At 40.8% G+C, this 18568-nt stretch carries 12 protein-coding genes; 9 read left to right on the top strand and 3 right to left on the bottom strand.

Annotated elements, in window-relative coordinates:
• Positions 1 to 4 precede the first annotated feature (4 nt).
• The 9 genes from gyrB (at position 5) to HMPREF1149_RS08825 (ending at position 15393) form a co-directional block, all read left to right on the top strand.
• Complete coding sequence (gyrB, locus tag HMPREF1149_RS08865; protein ID WP_000134079.1) at positions 5 to 1951, top strand: DNA topoisomerase (ATP-hydrolyzing) subunit B; 1947 nt, start codon at positions 5 to 7, stop codon at positions 1949 to 1951.
• Between the two features lie 80 nt (positions 1952 to 2031).
• On the top strand, positions 2032 to 3759 hold the full coding sequence (gene ezrA / locus HMPREF1149_RS08860; protein WP_000064799.1) for a septation ring formation regulator EzrA: 1728 nt from the start codon (positions 2032 to 2034) through the stop codon (positions 3757 to 3759).
• 103 nt (positions 3760 to 3862) lie between these two features.
• Positions 3863 to 5251: a peptidoglycan-N-acetylglucosamine deacetylase PgdA gene (pgdA, locus tag HMPREF1149_RS08855; protein ID WP_009067703.1), complete on the top strand. Its 1389-nt coding sequence runs from the start codon at positions 3863 to 3865 to the stop codon at positions 5249 to 5251.
• Between the two features lie 81 nt (positions 5252 to 5332).
• Complete coding sequence (locus HMPREF1149_RS08850) at positions 5333 to 6175, top strand: aldo/keto reductase (RefSeq protein WP_000844582.1); 843 nt, start codon at positions 5333 to 5335, stop codon at positions 6173 to 6175.
• A gap of 289 nt (positions 6176 to 6464) precedes the next feature.
• Positions 6465 to 10976: a S8 family serine peptidase gene (locus HMPREF1149_RS08845; protein ID WP_001081920.1), complete on the top strand. Its 4512-nt coding sequence runs from the start codon at positions 6465 to 6467 to the stop codon at positions 10974 to 10976.
• Positions 10977 to 11293: 317 nt separating this feature from the next.
• Positions 11294 to 11665: a GFA family protein gene (locus tag HMPREF1149_RS0102160; protein ID WP_000912009.1), complete on the top strand. Its 372-nt coding sequence runs from the start codon at positions 11294 to 11296 to the stop codon at positions 11663 to 11665.
• Positions 11666 to 11876: 211 nt separating this feature from the next.
• The gene (gene glyQ / locus HMPREF1149_RS08835) at positions 11877 to 12794 is read left to right on the top strand and encodes a glycine--tRNA ligase subunit alpha (RefSeq protein ID WP_000038747.1); all 918 of its coding nucleotides are present in this window, start codon (positions 11877 to 11879) and stop codon (positions 12792 to 12794) included.
• Between the two features lie 260 nt (positions 12795 to 13054).
• Complete coding sequence (gene glyS / locus HMPREF1149_RS08830) at positions 13055 to 15091, top strand: glycine--tRNA ligase subunit beta (protein WP_000164777.1); 2037 nt, start codon at positions 13055 to 13057, stop codon at positions 15089 to 15091.
• 44 nt (positions 15092 to 15135) lie between these two features.
• Entirely contained in the window at positions 15136 to 15393 is a 258-nt protein-coding gene (locus HMPREF1149_RS08825; protein ID WP_000377481.1) for a DUF896 family protein, read from the top strand.
• Positions 15394 to 15475: 82 nt separating this feature from the next.
• Here HMPREF1149_RS08825 and HMPREF1149_RS08820 read toward each other — a convergent pair whose 3' ends face one another.
• Genes HMPREF1149_RS08820 through HMPREF1149_RS08810 form a run of 3 tightly spaced genes read right to left on the bottom strand, consistent with a single transcriptional unit; the run spans position 15476 to position 18291 of the window.
• Positions 15476 to 16720 (bottom strand): NAD(P)H-dependent oxidoreductase, encoded by a 1245-nt coding sequence (locus HMPREF1149_RS08820; protein WP_000673667.1) that lies wholly within the window; start codon positions 16718 to 16720, stop codon positions 15476 to 15478.
• 17 nt (positions 16721 to 16737) lie between these two features.
• Complete coding sequence (locus HMPREF1149_RS08815; RefSeq protein WP_000915933.1) at positions 16738 to 17343, bottom strand: NADPH-dependent FMN reductase; 606 nt, start codon at positions 17341 to 17343, stop codon at positions 16738 to 16740.
• A gap of 18 nt (positions 17344 to 17361) precedes the next feature.
• Positions 17362 to 18291, bottom strand: coding sequence for an FAD:protein FMN transferase (locus HMPREF1149_RS08810; RefSeq protein WP_025170456.1), 930 nt, complete (start codon positions 18289 to 18291; stop codon positions 17362 to 17364).
• Positions 18292 to 18568 lie beyond the last annotated feature (277 nt).

The raw sequence follows: 18568 nt of genomic DNA, 5'->3' as shown, positions 1-18568 counted from the left end.
AAAAATGACAGAAGAAATCAAAAATCAACAGGCACAGGATTATGATGCCAGTCAAATTCAAGTTTTGGAGGGGCTGGAAGCTGTTCGTATGCGTCCAGGTATGTATATTGGGTCGACTTCAAAAGAAGGCCTTCACCATCTAGTCTGGGAAATCGTTGATAATTCAATTGATGAAGCCCTAGCAGGATTTGCCAGTCATATCCAGGTCCTTATTGAGCCAGATAATTCCATCACCGTTGTGGATGATGGACGTGGTATTCCTGTTGACATTCAGGAAAAGACAGGACGTCCTGCTGTTGAGACCGTCTTTACCGTTCTTCACGCTGGAGGAAAGTTCGGCGGTGGCGGATACAAGGTATCAGGTGGATTGCACGGTGTGGGTTCATCAGTAGTAAATGCCCTCTCAACTCAACTAGATGTTCGGGTTCATAAAAACGGAAAAATTTATTATCAAGAATACCACCGTGGGAATGTCGTTGCTGATCTTGAAGTGGTTGGAGATACGGATAAAACCGGAACAACAGTTCACTTCACGCCGGACCCAGAGATTTTTACAGAAACAACGACCTTTGATTTTGACAAATTAAATAAACGTATTCAAGAACTAGCCTTTTTGAACCGGGGGCTTCGAATCTCCATCACAGATAAGCGTGAAGGTCTCGAACAAAGCAAGCATTACCACTATGAGGGTGGGATTGCTAGCTATGTTGAATATATCAACGAGAACAAGGATGTTATCTTTGACACACCAATCTACACAGATGGTGAGATGGATGATATTACTGTTGAAGTAGCCATGCAGTACACAACCGGTTACCACGAAAATGTCATGAGTTTCGCCAATAATATTCACACCCATGAAGGTGGAACGCATGAGCAAGGTTTCCGTACAGCACTGACGCGTGTTATCAATGATTATGCCCGCAAAAATAAGCTACTAAAAGACAATGAAGACAACCTAACAGGGGAAGATGTCCGTGAAGGTCTGACTGCAGTTATCTCAGTTAAGCATCCAAATCCGCAGTTTGAAGGACAAACCAAGACCAAGCTGGGCAATAGTGAAGTGGTTAAGATCACCAATCGCCTCTTCAGCGATGCCTTCTCTGATTTTCTCATGGAAAATCCACAGATTGCCAAACGCATCGTGGAAAAAGGAATTTTGGCTGCCAAAGCTCGTGTGGCTGCCAAGCGTGCGCGTGAAGTCACTCGTAAAAAATCTGGTTTGGAAATTTCCAATCTTCCAGGAAAACTAGCAGACTGTTCTTCAAACAACCCAGCTGAAACCGAACTCTTCATCGTCGAAGGAGACTCGGCCGGTGGATCAGCCAAATCTGGTCGTAACCGTGAATTCCAAGCTATCTTACCAATTCGTGGTAAGATCTTGAACGTTGAAAAGGCTAGCATGGATAAAATTCTTGCTAACGAAGAAATTCGGAGTCTCTTCACAGCCATGGGAACAGGATTTGGCGCAGAATTCGATGTCACTAAGGCTCGTTACCAAAAACTCGTTTTGATGACCGATGCCGATGTTGATGGAGCCCACATTCGAACTCTCTTGCTAACCTTGATTTACCGCTACATGAAACCAATCCTAGAAGCTGGTTATGTTTATATTGCCCAACCACCGATTTATGGGGTTAAAGTTGGAAGTGAGATCAAAGAATACATCCAGCCAGGTACAGATCAAGAAATTAAACTCCAAGAAGCCTTAGCACGTCATAGTGAAGGGCGCTCAAAGCCAACCATCCAACGTTATAAGGGGTTGGGAGAAATGGATGACCACCAATTGTGGGAAACAACCATGGATCCTGAACATCGCTTGATGGCGCGTGTTTCGGTAGATGATGCTGCTGAAGCAGATAGAATCTTTGATATGTTGATGGGAGATCGGGTAGAACCTCGTCGCGAATTTATCGAAGAAAACGCTGTTTACAGTACACTTGACGTCTAAAAAATGTGGGAAATAGTTCCCTTGGTTTAAAAAATATGATATAATCATTACGATTGTTTCTAGTATAAAAGGAGTTTGATATGTCTAATGGACAACTAATTTATCTAATGGTTGCGATTGCGGTCATTTTGATTTTAGCTTATGTAACAGCCATTTTTCTACGTAAGCGTAATGTAAGCAGATTAACGGCGCTTGAAGAAAGAAAAGAAGAACTCTACAACCTTCCTGTAAATGATGAGGTTGAAGCCGTTAAAAATATGCACTTAATTGGTCAAAGTCAGGTAACCTTTCGTGAATGGAATCAAAAATGGGTTGATTTATCTCTGAACTCATTTGCAGACATCGAAAATCACCTCTTTGAAGCTGAAAACTACAATAATTCTTTCCGTTTCTTTAAAGCAGCTCACAAGATTGATCAAATTGAAAGCCAGATTAGTTTGATTGAAGAGGATATTGCAGCTATTCGCAATGCCCTTTCTGAACTTGAAAAGCAAGAATCTAAGAATAGTGGTCGTGTCCTACATGCTTTGGACTTGTTTGAAACCCTTCAACATACTGTTGCAGAGGACTCAGAGAAATATGGAAAAGCTCTTCCTGAGATTGAGAAGCAATTGGAAAACATCCAATCGGAATTCTCTCAATTTGTTACCCTTAACTCATCAGGTGACCCAGTCGAAGCTGCAGCAATCTTAGATGATACTGAAAATCATATTCTTGCTCTAACGCATATTGTTGATCGGATTCCAGCTCTTGTTGAAACCTTGACAAAGGAATTGCCAGATCAATTAGCAGATTTGGAAGAAGGCTATCGCAAGCTGTTGGATGCCAACTACCACTTTACTGAAACAGATATTGAGTCACGTTTCCAACTTTTGCATGAATCTTTGAAGAATAATCAAGAAAACATTCGTCAGTTGGAGTTGGACAATGCAGAGTATGAAAATAATCGCATCCAAGAAGAAATCAACGCACTTTATGATATTTTCACTCGTGAAATTGAGGCTCAAAAAGTCGTTGAGAATCTCCTCTCAACACTTCCAACCTATCTCAAACACTTGAAAGAAAATAACCAGGTGCTTGTTCAAGATCTTGAACGCCTGAATAAAACTTATCTTCTTCCAGAAAGTGATGGAAATCATGTTCGCCGACTTCAAGAAGAATTAGCTGCACTTGATACTGCTATTTTAGAAGTAACAGAGGATCAAAGAGAATCTGCTCAAGCCTATTCTGTTCTTGAAGAACAGTTGGAAATGCTTCAAAGCAATCTCAAAGATATTGAAGATGAGCAAATTTCTGTGAGCGAACGACTTGCGCAAATTGAAAAAGACGACCTCAATGCTCGCCAAAAAGCAAATGTCTATGTGAATCGTTTGCACACCATCAAACGTTACATGGAAAAGCGAAACTTACCAGGAATCCCTCAAAGTTTCTTGAAACTCTTCTTTACTGCAAGTCATAACACTGAAGATTTGATGGCGGAGCTAGAACAACCGCAGGTTAATATTGAATCTGTTAAGCGAATTCTTGAAATTGCAACGAATGATATGGCAGTACTTGAGACAGAAACATACGACATTGTTCAGTATGCAACTTTGACAGAGCAACTTCTTCAATACTCAAATCGTTACCGTTCATTTGATGAACGCATCCAAGAGGCTTTCAACGAAGCACTTGAAATTTTTGAGAAAGAGTTTGACTATCGGGCATCATTTGAGAAGATTTCTCAAGCCTTGGAAGTTGCAGAACCAGGAGTTACAAATCGTTTTGTGACTTCATATGAAAAAACACGTGAAGCAATTCGCTTTTAAAATAGAAGCTTAGAGAACTCTAAGCTTTTTCTTTATTTTTGAAATGGAGCTAGATTACCTGTTTATCATTGAAATAATAGCTTTGATTTGATATGATGGAAATATGAAGAAAAATATGAACCGTGTTTCTCACGATAAAAAGAGAAGGTTATTGCTTTCCTTTGTTGGGATCTTAGGAATCGCTATGATTCTTTTGGGAAGTACCATTGGCTACAAGGTTCTACAAAAGCAATCTTATGAACAAAAAATTGAAGCGTTAAAAAGCGAAAAGGATCAGCAATTCAACTCAGGTAGTCAGAGGGACAATTTCCGAAAAGGGCAAGCGGAGGTGATTGCCTACTACCCTCTGCAAGGAGAGGAAGTTATTGCGTCTATTAGAGAAAAAATCAACCAAGACATCAAAGAAAATCTAGAAGATAAAGAGGATTTGGTCTTTTATTATACTGAGCAGCTGGATCCTGTCCTAAAGGGAGTTGTTGCTCGTAATATCAGCAAGCAAGTCTACGATTTATCTGCATCAAAGGTTGAAGAAAAAGAAAAGACTTCTTTAGGAAAAATTTTCTTGACTGAAGATGGGAAAGATTTTGACCTCAGCAAACTCTTCAAAGATGCAAGCAAGGCTAAGGAACTCTTACTGAGTCAAATCAAATCAATTCTAGAAGATAAGAAACTTGACCAGACAAAAATTGATCAGGTTGTCAAAAACTTCACAGATCAGGATTTGGCATCTTGGAGTTTTGATTATAAAGATAGTCAAATCATCCTTTATCCTGCTAATCCTGGAGAGACTGTTGAAGAAATTGCTTTACCAATATCTAGTTTCTTTGATGTCATTGATTCCTCTTATCTATTAGAAAAGGATGCTGAGCTTTATCAAGCTTACTTTGCCAAGAAAAATAAAAAGGTTGTAGCCTTGACCTTTGATGATGGTCCAAATCCGACTACAACTCCACAAGCCTTGGATACCTTGGCTAAGTATGGTGTAAAAGCAACCTTCTTTGTACTTGGAAAAAACATAGCAGGAAATGAGGATCTTCTGAAACGAATGAAATCGGAAGGTCATGTTGTGGGAAATCATAGCTGGGATCACCCTATCCTTTCTAAATTATCCCTCGAAGATGCTAAAAAGCAAATCACTGATACAGAAGATTTGTTGACTCAAGTTTTAGGATCAAGCTCTAAACTGATGCGCCCACCTTATGGTGCCATCACTGATGATATTCGAAACGGCCTTGATTTAAGCTTCATCATGTGGGACGTGGATAGTTTGGACTGGAAGAGTAAAAACGAGACAGCCATTTTGACAGAGATTCAACGTCAGGTTCGCAATGGTTCTATCATTCTCATGCATGATATCCATGGTCCTTCAGTTAATTCCCTACCAAGTGTCATTGAGTATTTAAAGGGTGAAGGGTATACATTTGTGACCGTTCCTGAATTGCTCAATTCTCGCTTAAAAGCTCACGAGATCTATTACGATCGTGATCAATAATTGTTAAAATCTAAAGGAGCAAGTGTTCTGATAATCAGGATTTTGTTTCTTTAGATTTTCTTCACATAGAAAGGAAAAACGATGAAATCTTACACCCTTAATAATGGAGTTTGGATTCCTGTACTAGGATTTGGAACATGGAAAGCTGAAAATGGAGAGGTAGCCTACCAAGCCGTTTTAGAAGCCTTAAAGGCTGGTTATCGTCATATCGATACTGCAGCTATCTATAAAAATGAGGAAAGTGTTGGTCGTGCTATTCGAGATAGCGGTATTCCAAGACAAGAAATCTTTGTAACGACCAAACTCTGGAATACCAATCACAGCTATGATGAAGCTCGCCAAGCATTTGAAGAATCAATGGAAAAACTGGGATTGGATTATCTAGATTTGTACCTTATCCATTGGCCAAATCCAAAACCACTAAGAGAAAATGGCGAATGGAAAACTCGCAATGCTGAAGTCTGGAGAGCTATGGAGGATCTTTACCAAGAAGGCAAAATCCGTGCTATCGGCGTTAGTAATTTCCTTCCTCATCATTTGGATGCCTTACTTGAGACAGCAAGAATCATCCCTACGGTCAATCAGGTACGCTTGGCACCAGGAGTTTATCAAGAGGAAGTGGTTGACTACTGTAAAGAGAAAGGAATTCTCTTAGAGGCTTGGGGACCTTTTGGCCAAGGAGAGTTGTTTGAACAGAAAGAAGTCCAAGAAATTGCTGCTAAGCATGGGAAATCAGTGGCTCAAATCGCCTTGGCTTGGAGTTTGGCAGAAGGATTTTTACCCCTACCTAAGTCAGTGACAGCCTCTCGCATCCAGAGCAATCTTGACTGTTTTGGAATTGAACTCAGCAAAGACGAGCGAGAAGTCTTAAAGACAATTTCAGTGACTTCGGGCGCACCTCGTGTGGATGAGATGGATTTTTAGTTTGTGAAATCTATTTATACCGAAATAACAAAGACTAGGAATTTTAAATCCTAGTCTTTTTGTGTATAAAAAATCTAAATTGTTTGTATAATGAAATAATTTTATGGATTGAAATATAGGAACGAATTTAAAAAACTTTGGTTTGATGGAGCAAATAACACGAATGATAAAATTAAATAAGTAAAATATATACGTAAATATTACATTTTTGTGACAATTCAGATTTTTATGAAAATTTATGATTATTTGCGTTATAATAGGTATACTTTAAAGAAAAAGGAGATTATTTATGAATAGACGACAACGTTTTTCATTAAGGAAATACAAATTTGGTCTTGCTTCAGTTTTATTGGGAACTGCTTTGGTTTTTGGAGCAAGTCAAGTCAGTGCTAATGAGCAGAGTACAGGTGAAAATCAAGCACAAACTCAGGCAATCAAGACAGAGCTAAAAGACGATAAACACTCAAACTCTGCGACTGACTTAACTACCACTAATGGGATAGCACCAGTAGTTAGAGAGAAACAAGAAGCTGAAACTTCTAAAGAGGATGCTAGTAAACAAGATGCTAAGGTAGAAGCTCCGGTTGATAAAACTGCTGAAGTCCAAGAATCAGGAAAAGATAGCGCAGTTGCAAATGAAGAGAATCAAGGTGTCGTCCAAAAAGAAACAACAGTAGATGCCAGTCCAGCGCCTGCTACTGAGAAGGCTTCTACAATAGAGAAAAAAGAGACTCAAGCAACGACAGCTCCTAAAACTACTGGAGAAACGGCAACTACTGAAAAAGAACAAGAAAAAGCTGAGTCTGCAAAACCCAATAGTCTTTCAAGCAATGATATCATCACAGTACCAAAAACTTGGAAGGCTGGTTACAAGGGGACGGGGACCGTTGTTGCCATTATTGACTCTGGACTTGATTTGAATCATGAGGTACTTCGAATTTCGGATCCGTCAAAAGCAAAATTTAAAAACAAGGAAGCCATCGAAGCAGCTAAAAAGGCTGCTGGAATCGATTACGGTAAATGGTATAGTGATAAGGTTGTCTATGCCTACGATTACTTTGACGGAACAGATAAAATCAAAGAAGCAGAAAGAACTTCTCATGGGATGCACGTAACAGGGATTGCAGCTGGAAACCCTGATAAAGAAGCACCAAATGGTGAAAAGGTCTATGGTGTGGCGCCAGAAGCTCAAGTTATGTTTATGCGTGTCTTTTCAGACCGCCAAAAAACGACCAGTTCTGCCCTTTATGTAAAGGCGATTGATGACGCAGTTGCCTTGGGAGCAGATGCCATTAATATGAGTTTGGGATCTAGCACAGGTTCTATGGTGGATGCTGGTTCTGATATTGTGGATGCCATCAAACGGGCTCGTGCCAAGGGAGTGTCTGTTCTTATCTCAGCAGGAAATAGCAATACATTCGGAAATGGTTATTCAAAACCGCTAGCCGAAAACCCAGACTATGGCTTGGTTGGAAATCCATCCACTGTTGAAGACTCAATTTCAGTTGCTTCTGTCAACAATAAAACATTGACAACAGCCGTTTTTGAAGTTAAAGGTCTAGAGGGAAATGCCGGCCTTCATAACGGAAAATTTGATTATAATCAACCTGAAGCAGATAAGGACTTTGAAAAAGGAAAAGAGTACGAATACGTCGAAGCAGGCTTAGGTCGTGAAGAAGACTTTGCGAAGTTGGATTTAACTGGGAAACTTGCCCTCATTCAGCGTGGAGCCATGAACTTTTCAGAGAAGATCAAAAATGCACGAAAACACGGTGCAGTTGGTGCTTTGATCTACAATAATGTAGAAGGTGCAAATATCAATATGTCTATTGATGATGAGGCAAAGAAAATTCCTTCTGTATTTATTTCTAAACAGTATGGTGAAGCCTTAAAATCAGGAAACTATAAGATTGTTTTTAATGGTAAGATGGATAATCGCCCTTCCGATGTAGCCAATCAGCTATCTGACTTTTCAAGTTGGGGAGTGACTACCGATGGACAATTGAAACCAGACGTAACAGCTCCTGGTGGCAATATCTACTCATCCTTTAATGACAATACCTATGGAAGTATCAGTGGCACCAGTATGGCGGCTCCTCACGTTACGGGTGTTGCAGTTCTGGTTAAGGAATACCTCCAAAAACACCATCCAGAATTGACTCCTGAGCAAGTATCAGAGACTGTCAAGGCCTTGATCATGTCAACTGCAAAACCACATGTTAATAAGGACACAGGCACTTATACCTCTCCTCGTCAGCAAGGTTCTGGTATTGTGGATACAGCTGCTGCAGTGTCAACAGACCTCTATGTAACGGGTGAAAATGGTTATCCAAGCGTGACTTTAGGAAATGTTGGAGATCAATTTACTTTCAAGGTCACTGTACACAACATTTCAGATACTGACCGCACTCTCAAGATGGTGGTGAATACCAATACAGACGAAGTCCAAGATGGAAAATTCACCCTTCGACCTCGAAAACTAACGGAGACAGTCTGGCCTGAAGTGACGGTCAAAGCCCACAGCAGTCAAACAGTCACTGTTAAAGTAGATGCTCGAAAATTTGCTGCTGAACTCAGCAAACAAATGCCAAATGGCTATTTCCTTGAAGGGTTTGTTCGCTTTGTAGATCCAGCAGATGACGGGGATATTGTGAGCCTTGCATTTATGGGCTTCCGAGGTGAATTCCAAAATCTCCCCGCTGTCGAAAAACCAATTTACAACCTTGTTCGAGAAGGAAAAAATGGATTTTACACAGAAGTAGACAAGGAAAATCCTGCCGTTAACTACTCTAATGATGCGACCTATCTAGCCACCTTGCAAAATGACCTTCTAGTGTCTAAAGGTCAACGCCAAGGACGCCGAATTACCGTTCTTGGGATTGAACAAAATGCTGAAGGTAAGCATGTTCTTCAGTTGGACGAAAAAGGGAATGTCCGTATTGCCATTTCTCCAAATGATGATGGAAACAAAGACCTAGTTGAATACAAAACGGTTGCTTTGAGAAATCTTGTAAATCTTCGGGCAACAGTTTATGCGGCTACGGATACCAAGCATGAACATCCTATTTGGGAGGGCGATGCAAAGGATCTTCGCAAGAATTATTTTGATGGAGACAGTAGAAATCTGAAAAGCTATATTCTAGATAATACTGCTTGGAGAGGTCAGAATTTTGATGGCAATACTGTTGCAGATGGTTTATATGACTATGTTATCAGTTATACACCAGACGTTCCAGGAGCCAAAGAACAATACACGACCTTCAAAATTCAAATTGATACTCAAAAACCTGTCATCACAAGTGGATATATTCGCTTTAAAGATGGAAACCAAGAATTCGTAGCTCGCAAACCAAAAGATGTGGGTCAAGGTGGTATTCTTTCAGAAAAAGTCTTCTACCTCACACCATTTGACCAGAAAGGGACCATGGTTCTAACTGGAAAAGACCAGTCTGGAACTCGTGCGCTTGAGAACACCCATCTGATTAAGGCCAATGCTGACGGTAGTTATACACTTCCTAAGGATGTTGATAAGGCTAATATTTACTATCTTGTTGAGGACTATGCAGGAAATGTAGACTATATCTCACTTGCCGAACTTGTCCGCGATCAAAATAGTGGTCGAGTTAAAATTGACTTGAAGGATGCAAAAACAAACCAAGATATTGATACCCTCTACGTCTATCGAATCAAAAATAGCAAGGGGCAATATGTTGATGTTGACAAGACAAAAGCGATTCATTTCTTACAATTTGGTCATTATACAGCAGAAATTTTCAGTTATGATCGAACAGAATTGAAATTTATCAGTGCCTTGTCCAAAGAGTTTGACTTGACGGAAGAAAATAGTTTCCAAACCATTACCTTCCTAGCAAATCTCTTAGAATATGCACCTGTGTCTGTTTCCTTCAATCAAGCAGTTCCAAAGACGACTACTGTGGTTCTGAAAGGAGAAGATGGGGCAAGTATCACTCTTCCCGCTGAAAAATACGGTCAATACGCCTTTGGTAAGAAAGTTGCTACAGGTCGTTATACTGTACAAGTCACCTTGCCAACTGGATATGAACTCCTTGAAGATCTTGTTTCCTTGCTCGTTCAGCCAGGTCGAAATAATGCTTTGCGTCTATCTGTTGTGTCTAAGTTGGCCTTGATTGCTGCGGTAAATCAACAAAAAGAACTGGTAGAAACGTCTCGTTACTTTAATAGTAGTGCAGATAAGAGAAAAGCCTATGACCGAGCTTTCCAAGTGGCACAGTCAGCCTTGTCAAGCAAATTAAAGCAAGAATTGATTGATGGCGTTCTCGCTAGTCTTGAAGCTGCTGGTAAAGCTTTGGATGGAAAAGATTCGAACGTTACAGCCTTGAAAGAAGCTATGAAAGCTTACTACGCAACGACTAAAACTGGACGATATGCTAATGCCAAGGAAAAAGTACGTCGAGCTTATGATCGTGCCTTCCAAGAAATCGCTTTACTAGCTGTGGATCCTAAAGTTAAACAGGATCAAATTGACCAATCTCTCATTGCCCTAGCAACAGCTAAAAGCAAACTAAATGGCAAAGCTACTGACTTCTCTAGTCTGAAGAAACTGGTCAAGGATGAACGCCTTTTCCAAGAAAAGAGTGCGAGATTTATCTATGCAGACAAGAAAGAAAAAGCAGCCTATCTTCTAACTTTTAAAGAGGCACAGGAACTCCTTAAAGATCCAGGAGCGAGCCAAGAAGATGTCAAAGATGCCATTACAGCATTGAAACAAGCCAAGAGAAATCTACATGGCAAAAAACCAAAAGCGAAAAGACATCCTTAAACAGGAGTTTCTGAAGTTTTACTATTAAATGAGTCTGGAACTTTGTTTTCAGACTCATTTTTGGTTTACACTAACTAGAAAATCTGCTATAATACTAGCTAGGAAAGAAAGTCTTATGGCGTTCTTCAAGCGAGCTTGGGGTAGTGGGAGCCAAGTAGAACAAGGTAAGAAACTGGCACTTTCTGTCGTATTTTTAAAAACAATGAAGTAATAAATTAGGGTGGAACCGCGTTTCTGACGCCCCTAGTCGCAAGGCTTGGGTGTTGAAATTCGGTTCTTTTTGAATTTCCTCTAATGCCTAAGTAGAAAGGAGCATAATGCTTAAAGGATCTTGTTTATGCAAAGCAGTGACCTACACTTTAGATGATGAATTGTCGGAATTAGTTTTTTGCCACTGCTCATTCTGTCGGAAAGCAACTGCGTCTGCCTATACAGTGAATGCCAAAGTTAGCAGTAAAAACCTAGTATTGCATGGAAAAGAACAGTTGGTTACCTATAGTTCATCTCCAGGAAAACAACGCTATTACTGTCAGAACTGTCATAGTCAAATTTTCACTGCTCAAGAAAATATACCAGAAGTCTGTGCTTTGAAATTAGGTACAATAGACGAATGCGATCAGAATTTACAAACGGTTCCCAAACGTCATATTTTTCAGGATCCAGCTTTTTCTTGGTTGCTTGATGAATAAAGCTAAAAAGATAATATAAATTAAAGGAGTAAACAATGTCTAAAAAATTGACTTTCTACTGCGTCAGTGGCATAGACCTCCTTACAGTCGGACTGCCCCACGCTCAGCACTAGAGTGCCTGAGCTAGACGCAGTACTAACTCGTCTTGCCTCGTATAATCGACAAGGCAGACTCGTGTCGCAAAAAATCATTTTTTATTAAGGAGTATTCAATGTCTAAGAAATTAACATTTCAAGAAATTATTTTGACTTTACAACAATTTTGGAATGACCAAGGTTGTATGCTCATGCAGGCTTATGACAATGAAAAAGGTGCGGGGACAATGAGTCCTTACACTTTCCTTCGTGCTATTGGTCCTGAGCCATGGAATGCAGCGTATGTAGAACCATCACGTCGTCCTGCTGACGGTCGTTACGGGGAAAATCCTAACCGTCTCTACCAACACCACCAATTCCAAGTGGTCATGAAGCCTTCTCCATCAAATATCCAAGAACTTTACCTTGAGTCTTTAGAAAAATTGGGAATCAACCCTTTGGAACACGATATTCGTTTCGTTGAGGACAACTGGGAAAACCCTTCTACTGGTTCAGCTGGTCTCGGTTGGGAAGTTTGGCTTGATGGGATGGAAATCACTCAGTTCACTTATTTCCAACAAGTTGGTGGATTGGCAACTGGCCCTGTGACTTCGGAAGTTACCTATGGTTTGGAACGTTTGGCTTCTTACATTCAAGAAGTGGACTCTGTCTATGATATCGAGTGGGCTGATGGCGTAAAATATGGAGAAATCTTCATCCAGCCTGAGTACGAGCACTCAAAATATTCATTTGAAATTTCGGATCAAGAAATGTTGCTTGAAAACTTTGATAAGTTTGAAAAGGAAGCTGGTCGTGCATTAAAAGAAGGCTTGGTTCACCCTGCCTATGACTATGTTCTCAAATGTTCACATACCTTTAACCTACTTGACGCGCGTGGTGCCGTATCTGTAACAGAGCGTGCAGGCTATATCGCTCGTATCCGTAACTTGGCCCGTGTCGTAGCCAAAACCTTTGTCGCAGAACGCAAACGCCTAGGCTACCCACTTTTGGATGAAGCAACACGAGCTAAACTCTTAGCAGAAGACGCAGAATAGTAAGTAATACTGTGCTCTAAAATCGTTAAAGGCAAGTCGAAGACTTGCTAGAGGGATATGCAACGCCGTACTGTTATGTGGGGATTTTTGAAACCTTGGGTTCAAAAATCAGTCAGCTAAATCCACTTTGATGAGACTGTTGGAAATCTTAGTTTATTTGGTATAAGATTTCCTTACAGACTCACAAAAGTTAGTTAGCGACATCCCCAGTACTAAGGTGCATATCAAAAAAAGATTGAAGAAAATGTAAAGGAAAAAACATGACAAAAAACTTATTAGTAGAACTCGGTCTTGAAGAGTTACCAGCCTATGTGGTAACTCCAAGTGAAAAACAACTAGGTGAAAAAATGGCAGCCTTCCTCAAGGAAAACCGCCTGTCCTTTGAAAACATTCAAACCTTCTCAACACCACGCCGTTTGGCTGTTCGTGTGACTGGTCTTGCAGACAAACAGTCTGATTTGACAGAAGATTTCAAGGGACCAGCAAAGAAAATTGCCTTGGATAGTGATGGGAACTTCACCAAAGCAGCTCAAGGATTTGTCCGTGGAAAAGGCTTGACAGTTGAAGATATTGAATTCCGTGAAATCAAGGGTGAAGAATATGTCTATGTTACCAAGGAAGAAGTGGGTCAAGCAGTTGAATCCATTGTTCCAGGTGTAGTAGACGTCTTGAAGTCACTGACTTTCCCTGTCAGCATGCACTGGGCTAACAACACTTTTGAATATATCCGCCCTGTACACACTTTGACTGTTCTTTTAGATGAAGAAGAGTTTGACTTGGATTTCCTTGATATTAAGGGCGGTCGTGTGAGTCGTGGTCATCGTTTCTTGGGACAAGAAACTAAGATTCAGTCAGCATTGAGTTATGAAGAAGACCTTCGTAAACAATTTGTAATTGCGGATCCTCGTGAACGTGAGCAAATGATTGTTGACCAAATCAAGGCAATCGAGGCTGAACATGGTGTACGTATCGAAATTGATGCTGATTTGCTGAATGAAGTCTTGAACTTGGTTGAATACCCAACTGCCTTTATGGGAAGTTTTGATGCCAAATACCTTGAAGTTCCAGAAGAAGTTTTGGTGACTTCGATGAAGGAACACCAACGTTACTTCGTTGTTCGTGATCAAGACGGTAAACTCTTACCAAACTTCATTTCAGTCCGTAACGGAAATGCAGAGTATTTGGAAAATGTCATCAAGGGTAATGAAAAAGTCTTGGTTGCCCGCTTGGAAGACGGTGAATTCTTCTGGCGTGAAGACCAAAAATTGGTGATTTCTGACCTTGTTGAAAAATTGAACCATGTGACCTTCCACGAAAAGATTGGTTCCCTTCGTGAACACATGATTCGTACAGGTCAGATTGCCGTCCTTTTGGCGGAAAAAGCTGGTTTATCAGTGGATGAAACGATTGATCTTGCCCGCGCAGCATCTATTTACAAGTTTGACTTGTTGACAGGGATGGTTGGTGAGTTTGATGAACTCCAAGGAATTATGGGTGAGAAATATGCCCTTCTTGCTGGGGAAACTCCAGCAGTTGCGGCTGCCATTCGTGAACACTACATGCCTACATCAGCGGACGGAGCTCTCCCAGAGAGCAAGATTGGAGCCATTCTAGCCATTGCAGACAAATTGGATACGATTTTGAGTTTCTTCTCAGTAGGCTTGATTCCATCAGGTTCTAATGACCCTTATGCCCTTCGTCGTGCAACTCAAGGTGTAGTTCGTATCTTGGATGCTTTTGGTTGGCACATTGCTATGGATGAGTTGATTGATAGCCTTTATGCTTTGAAATTTGACAGCTTGACTTATGGAAATAAAGCAGAGGTCATGGACTTTATCAAGGCTCGTGTTGATAAGATGATGGGTTCTACTCCAAAAGACATTAAGGAAGCGGTCCTTGCAAGTTCGAACTTTGTCGTTGCGGATATGTTGGAAGTAGCAAGTGCTCTTGTCGAAGCAAGCAAGGAAGAAAACTTCAAACCGTCTGTCGAATCTCTCTCTCGTGCTTTCAACTTGGCTGAGAAAGCAGAAGGATCTGAAACAGTTGATCCTGCTCTCTTTGAAAATGAAGAAGAGAAAGCCTTGGCGGAAGCAGTAGAATCACTCGTTTTATCAGGGACTGCAAGTCAGCAATTAGAACAACTCTTTGCGCTTAGTCCAGTTATTGATGCTTTCTTTGAGAATACTATGGTAATGACCGATGATCAAGATATTCGTCAAAATCGATTGGCTGTTTTGTCGCAATTAACCAAGAAAGCAGCTAAACTTGCACGCTTTAACCAAATCAATACCAAGTAGACTCTCTATTAAACGAACTGTATCTTTTTACAAAGGAGATAAACATGGATTCAAAAAAAATCGCTCGTATCAACGAGCTCGCTAAAAAGAAAAAAACAGAAGGCTTAACTTCTGCTGAAAAAGTAGAACAAGCTAAACTTCGTGAGGAATACATCGAAGGCTATCGTCGTGCTGTTCGTCACCATATTGAAGGAATTAAGATTGTTGATGAAGAGGGAAATGACGTCACACCAGAAAAACTACGCCAAGTGCAACGTGAAAAAGGTTTACACGGTCGCAGTTTAGATGATCCTAACTCATAAAATGAAAGGGGGCTGTAGATGATTTACAAGCCCTTTTTCTGTTGTAATAACAAAAGGAGCCAAATGGCTCCTTTTTGGTTTCTTAGTTGCTTGCACCAGAAGTAGCGTCTGCGCCACCACCGTGGCCTCCAGCATCACCTGAATCAGAAGCGCCAGAAGTAGCATCAGCGTCTCCATGACCTCCAGCGGCAGGAGCAAATGGTCCGCTACCACCTACCAAACGTTGACCCGTTTCTTTTAGGTACCAGTCAAGCCATGGTTGGAAGTTAAAGACAATTTCATTGATACCAGCGTATGATCCGTCAGGATAGTACATCGCTTGGTAGTTGTGAGTATTGATGACGCCTGCAGGAGAACCTGGAACGATCGTACGGACGTATTCTTGGTTTCCGTTGCGAAGTGTTCCGATGACCCACTCTACATTCTTCATACGTGCTGGTGGAAGAGAATTGTGAACAGTCGACATACGGTTACCTGATTGAGGTGGTACACGTTTGGCAAACATGGTGTCTGGATCTTGGTGAGCGTTGTTGTAGTAGAGGAATTGGTTGTTATCGTCAGCGTATGTCAATTCAAATGGCATAGCTTTCAAGAACATATCAATTTGGTTAACTGTCAAGATACCGTGGTCCAGTTTGACATAAGTATCACCAGAAACAGCACCAGTGATTGCTGCAACTTTTTCTACCCATTCTGGATCGTCAGGATCAACTTCTGTAATGGTTGTAGCAATTGGTTTTCCACAATCCAAGTCTTCTGGTTCGATTGGTTTTGGTTTTTTCAATTTCGAAACGACTCCTACGTATTTTACAAAGTTATCTAAGCAAGTTTCAAGGAATTTAACAGTGCCTTCGTTGGTGATATTTCCGTCGTTATCAAAAGCTTCCTTAGCTTTACCAAGAAGGAATTCGTTACCTGGAAGCGTGTAGGCATTGACACCTGGAGCATCAAGGATTTTACGAAGGTGAACTTGGGCACGTGATGTTCCTTGGTCATAGTATGATGCACCCACAATCATAACAGGCTTGTTTTCAAATGGATGAACTTCGTATGAAAGCCATTCGAGCACAGATTTGAGTGAAGCTGAGATAGTGTGGTTGTGCTCAGGAGTAGCGATAATAACACCATCAGCACGCGTAATCTTGTTATACAAGAAGCGTAATTGGAAGCTTTCGTCCCATTTTTCGTCTTGGTTAAACATTGGAACTTCGTCGATTTCAAGGACTTCTAATTCAAATTTGAATTTGAAATTGCGACGAATAAATTCCAAGAGTTTGCGGTTATATGATTGATCGTAGTTTGATCCAACAAGTCCAACAAATTTCATTCTTTCGGTCTCCTATCTTACAAATTTTCCCAGTCAAATTCTTCTGCATCTTTACGAAGCAATTCTTGTGCGTTGCGCAATTTTTCAGTAATTTTCACGAAGATACGGAAGTCATCAAAAATGGCATCCAATTTCTTGATGACATCAAGGTCAACCAAGTCACCACTTGGGTTAAATGCTTGAAGAGAGTGTGAGAGCAAGAATTCATCTGGAAGAACATTTGCCTTAATTTCAGGAGCGTTCAAGATTTGACGAAGTTGCAATTGGGCACGAGATGAACCAAGTGTGCCGTATGAAGCACCAGTAATCATGATTGGTTTGTTCAAAAGTGGGTAGATACCGTAAGATAGCCAAGCAAGAGCGCTCATCAAAACTGCAGGGATAGAGTGGTCGTACTCAGGAGTACCGATGATGACACCATCAGAGGCTTCAATTTTAGCTGCAATCTCAAGAATTTCAGCTGGAAGTTGCTTATCTGCTGGTTTGTTGAAAACAGGGATGTCCTTGATTTCAACGAGTTCAATTTCAGCTTTATCAGCGAAGTGTTTTTGCATGTATTGGAGCAATTGGCGGTTTGTAGAACGTTTAGAGTTCGTTCCAACAATGGCAATAAGTTTTAGCATGAGATTTCCTTTCTCTTTTTACATAATACAATTTTGAAGGCCTGAAGAACATGCAAGGCGTCCCTCTTTGTCGATGAGAATGGCTTCGATACCATCTAAACTTTCGACTTGCCAGAGGATAGAAGCGCTACGTTCTCCGAAAAGGCGCGTTGTCCAAATCTCACCATCAACGGATTTATCAGAGACAATCGTTAGGCTAGCAAGATTGGTATCGACAGGGAATCCTGTCTCACTATCAAAGATATGGTGATAGTCTTTTCCATCTACTGTCAGGTGGCGTTCATAAATACCTGAAGTGACAACGGATTTGTTAGAAGCAGGAATGGTTAGGAGATGATTGCCACGAGGATTTCGCGGATCTTGAATCCCAATCTGCCAGGCTTTCCCTTCTTTGGCTTGGTTATTCCCGATGGTGAGGATATTTCCTCCGAGATTGATCAGGGCAGAGGTGACACCGTGTGCTTTTAAATACTGGGCAACCTTATCTGCACTATAGCCTTTGGCTAAGCAACCTAGATCAAGCTTCATTCCTTTCTTCTCTAAAAAAACAGTAGAGCTAGTCGGATCCAACTTGATAAAATGCGGGTCAACTAGGGGCAAGACAGCTTCGATTTCGTTTAACTCTGGAAGTCGTGCATCTGCAAATCCGATTCGCCAGGTTTGAATCAAGGGACCGATACTGATATTGAGATGGCTAGAGGGAGCTAGGCTGTGCTCCAGTCCAAGAGCAATCAGTTCAAATAGGTCAGGATGAACCTTAACAGGTGCGATTCCAGCCTGGTAGTTGATTTCCATCAGTTCGGATTCTTGACTGTTGGCGTTGAAGCGGTATTCGAGCTCTTTGAGCAAGTCAAAAGCACCCTGAAGTAGGCAATCAGCCTGTTCATCTACTAATGAAATCGTGATAGTTGTTCCCATTAGCCGTTCAGAACGTGAATGAAGAGGCAAGCTACCAGCTCCTTTCTTTTCATAGGAAATCATTCAATATAAGTTGGTTAAAGAAAAATTAAACCCCTTACATTTTCTTTCCATGTAACTAGCATACCATAAAGTCAGCGTTTTCACAAATGGATTTTGACAAAAAGTCAAGAAATATGCTCAAAATTAGCATGAAAACGATAGAAAAATAATGTTTGTTAATATTAAGTGTATTTTTTTCTGAAAAAAAGAGAATTCTGAGCAAATACCTTGTAAACGCTAACAGTAAATGATATACTAGAAAAGT

The organism is Streptococcus sp. BS35b (genome assembly GCF_000286475.1).
Lineage (GTDB): Bacteria > Bacillota > Bacilli > Lactobacillales > Streptococcaceae > Streptococcus > Streptococcus oralis_W.
The sequence above is the reverse complement of the archived record's forward strand: the minus strand, read 5'-3'. Positions and strand labels throughout refer to the sequence as shown.

What these genes read in the sequence shown, in the direction of transcription:
- gyrB (WP_000134079.1), top strand. Translation starts at nt 5, where the DNA reads ATGACAGAAGAAATCAAAAATCAACAGGCACAGGATTATGATGCCAGT.
- ezrA (WP_000064799.1), top strand. Translation starts at nt 2,032, where the DNA reads ATGTCTAATGGACAACTAATTTATCTAATGGTTGCGATTGCGGTCATT.
- pgdA (WP_009067703.1), top strand. Translation starts at nt 3,863, where the DNA reads ATGAAGAAAAATATGAACCGTGTTTCTCACGATAAAAAGAGAAGGTTA.
- HMPREF1149_RS08850 (WP_000844582.1), top strand. Translation starts at nt 5,333, where the DNA reads ATGAAATCTTACACCCTTAATAATGGAGTTTGGATTCCTGTACTAGGA.
- HMPREF1149_RS08845 (WP_001081920.1), top strand. Translation starts at nt 6,465, where the DNA reads ATGAATAGACGACAACGTTTTTCATTAAGGAAATACAAATTTGGTCTT.
- HMPREF1149_RS0102160 (WP_000912009.1), top strand. Translation starts at nt 11,294, where the DNA reads ATGCTTAAAGGATCTTGTTTATGCAAAGCAGTGACCTACACTTTAGAT.
- glyQ (WP_000038747.1), top strand. Translation starts at nt 11,877, where the DNA reads ATGTCTAAGAAATTAACATTTCAAGAAATTATTTTGACTTTACAACAA.
- glyS (WP_000164777.1), top strand. Translation starts at nt 13,055, where the DNA reads ATGACAAAAAACTTATTAGTAGAACTCGGTCTTGAAGAGTTACCAGCC.
- HMPREF1149_RS08825 (WP_000377481.1), top strand. Translation starts at nt 15,136, where the DNA reads ATGGATTCAAAAAAAATCGCTCGTATCAACGAGCTCGCTAAAAAGAAA.
- HMPREF1149_RS08820 (WP_000673667.1), bottom strand. Translation starts at nt 16,720, where the DNA reads ATGAAATTTGTTGGACTTGTTGGATCAAACTACGATCAATCATATAAC.
- HMPREF1149_RS08815 (WP_000915933.1), bottom strand. Translation starts at nt 17,343, where the DNA reads ATGCTAAAACTTATTGCCATTGTTGGAACGAACTCTAAACGTTCTACA.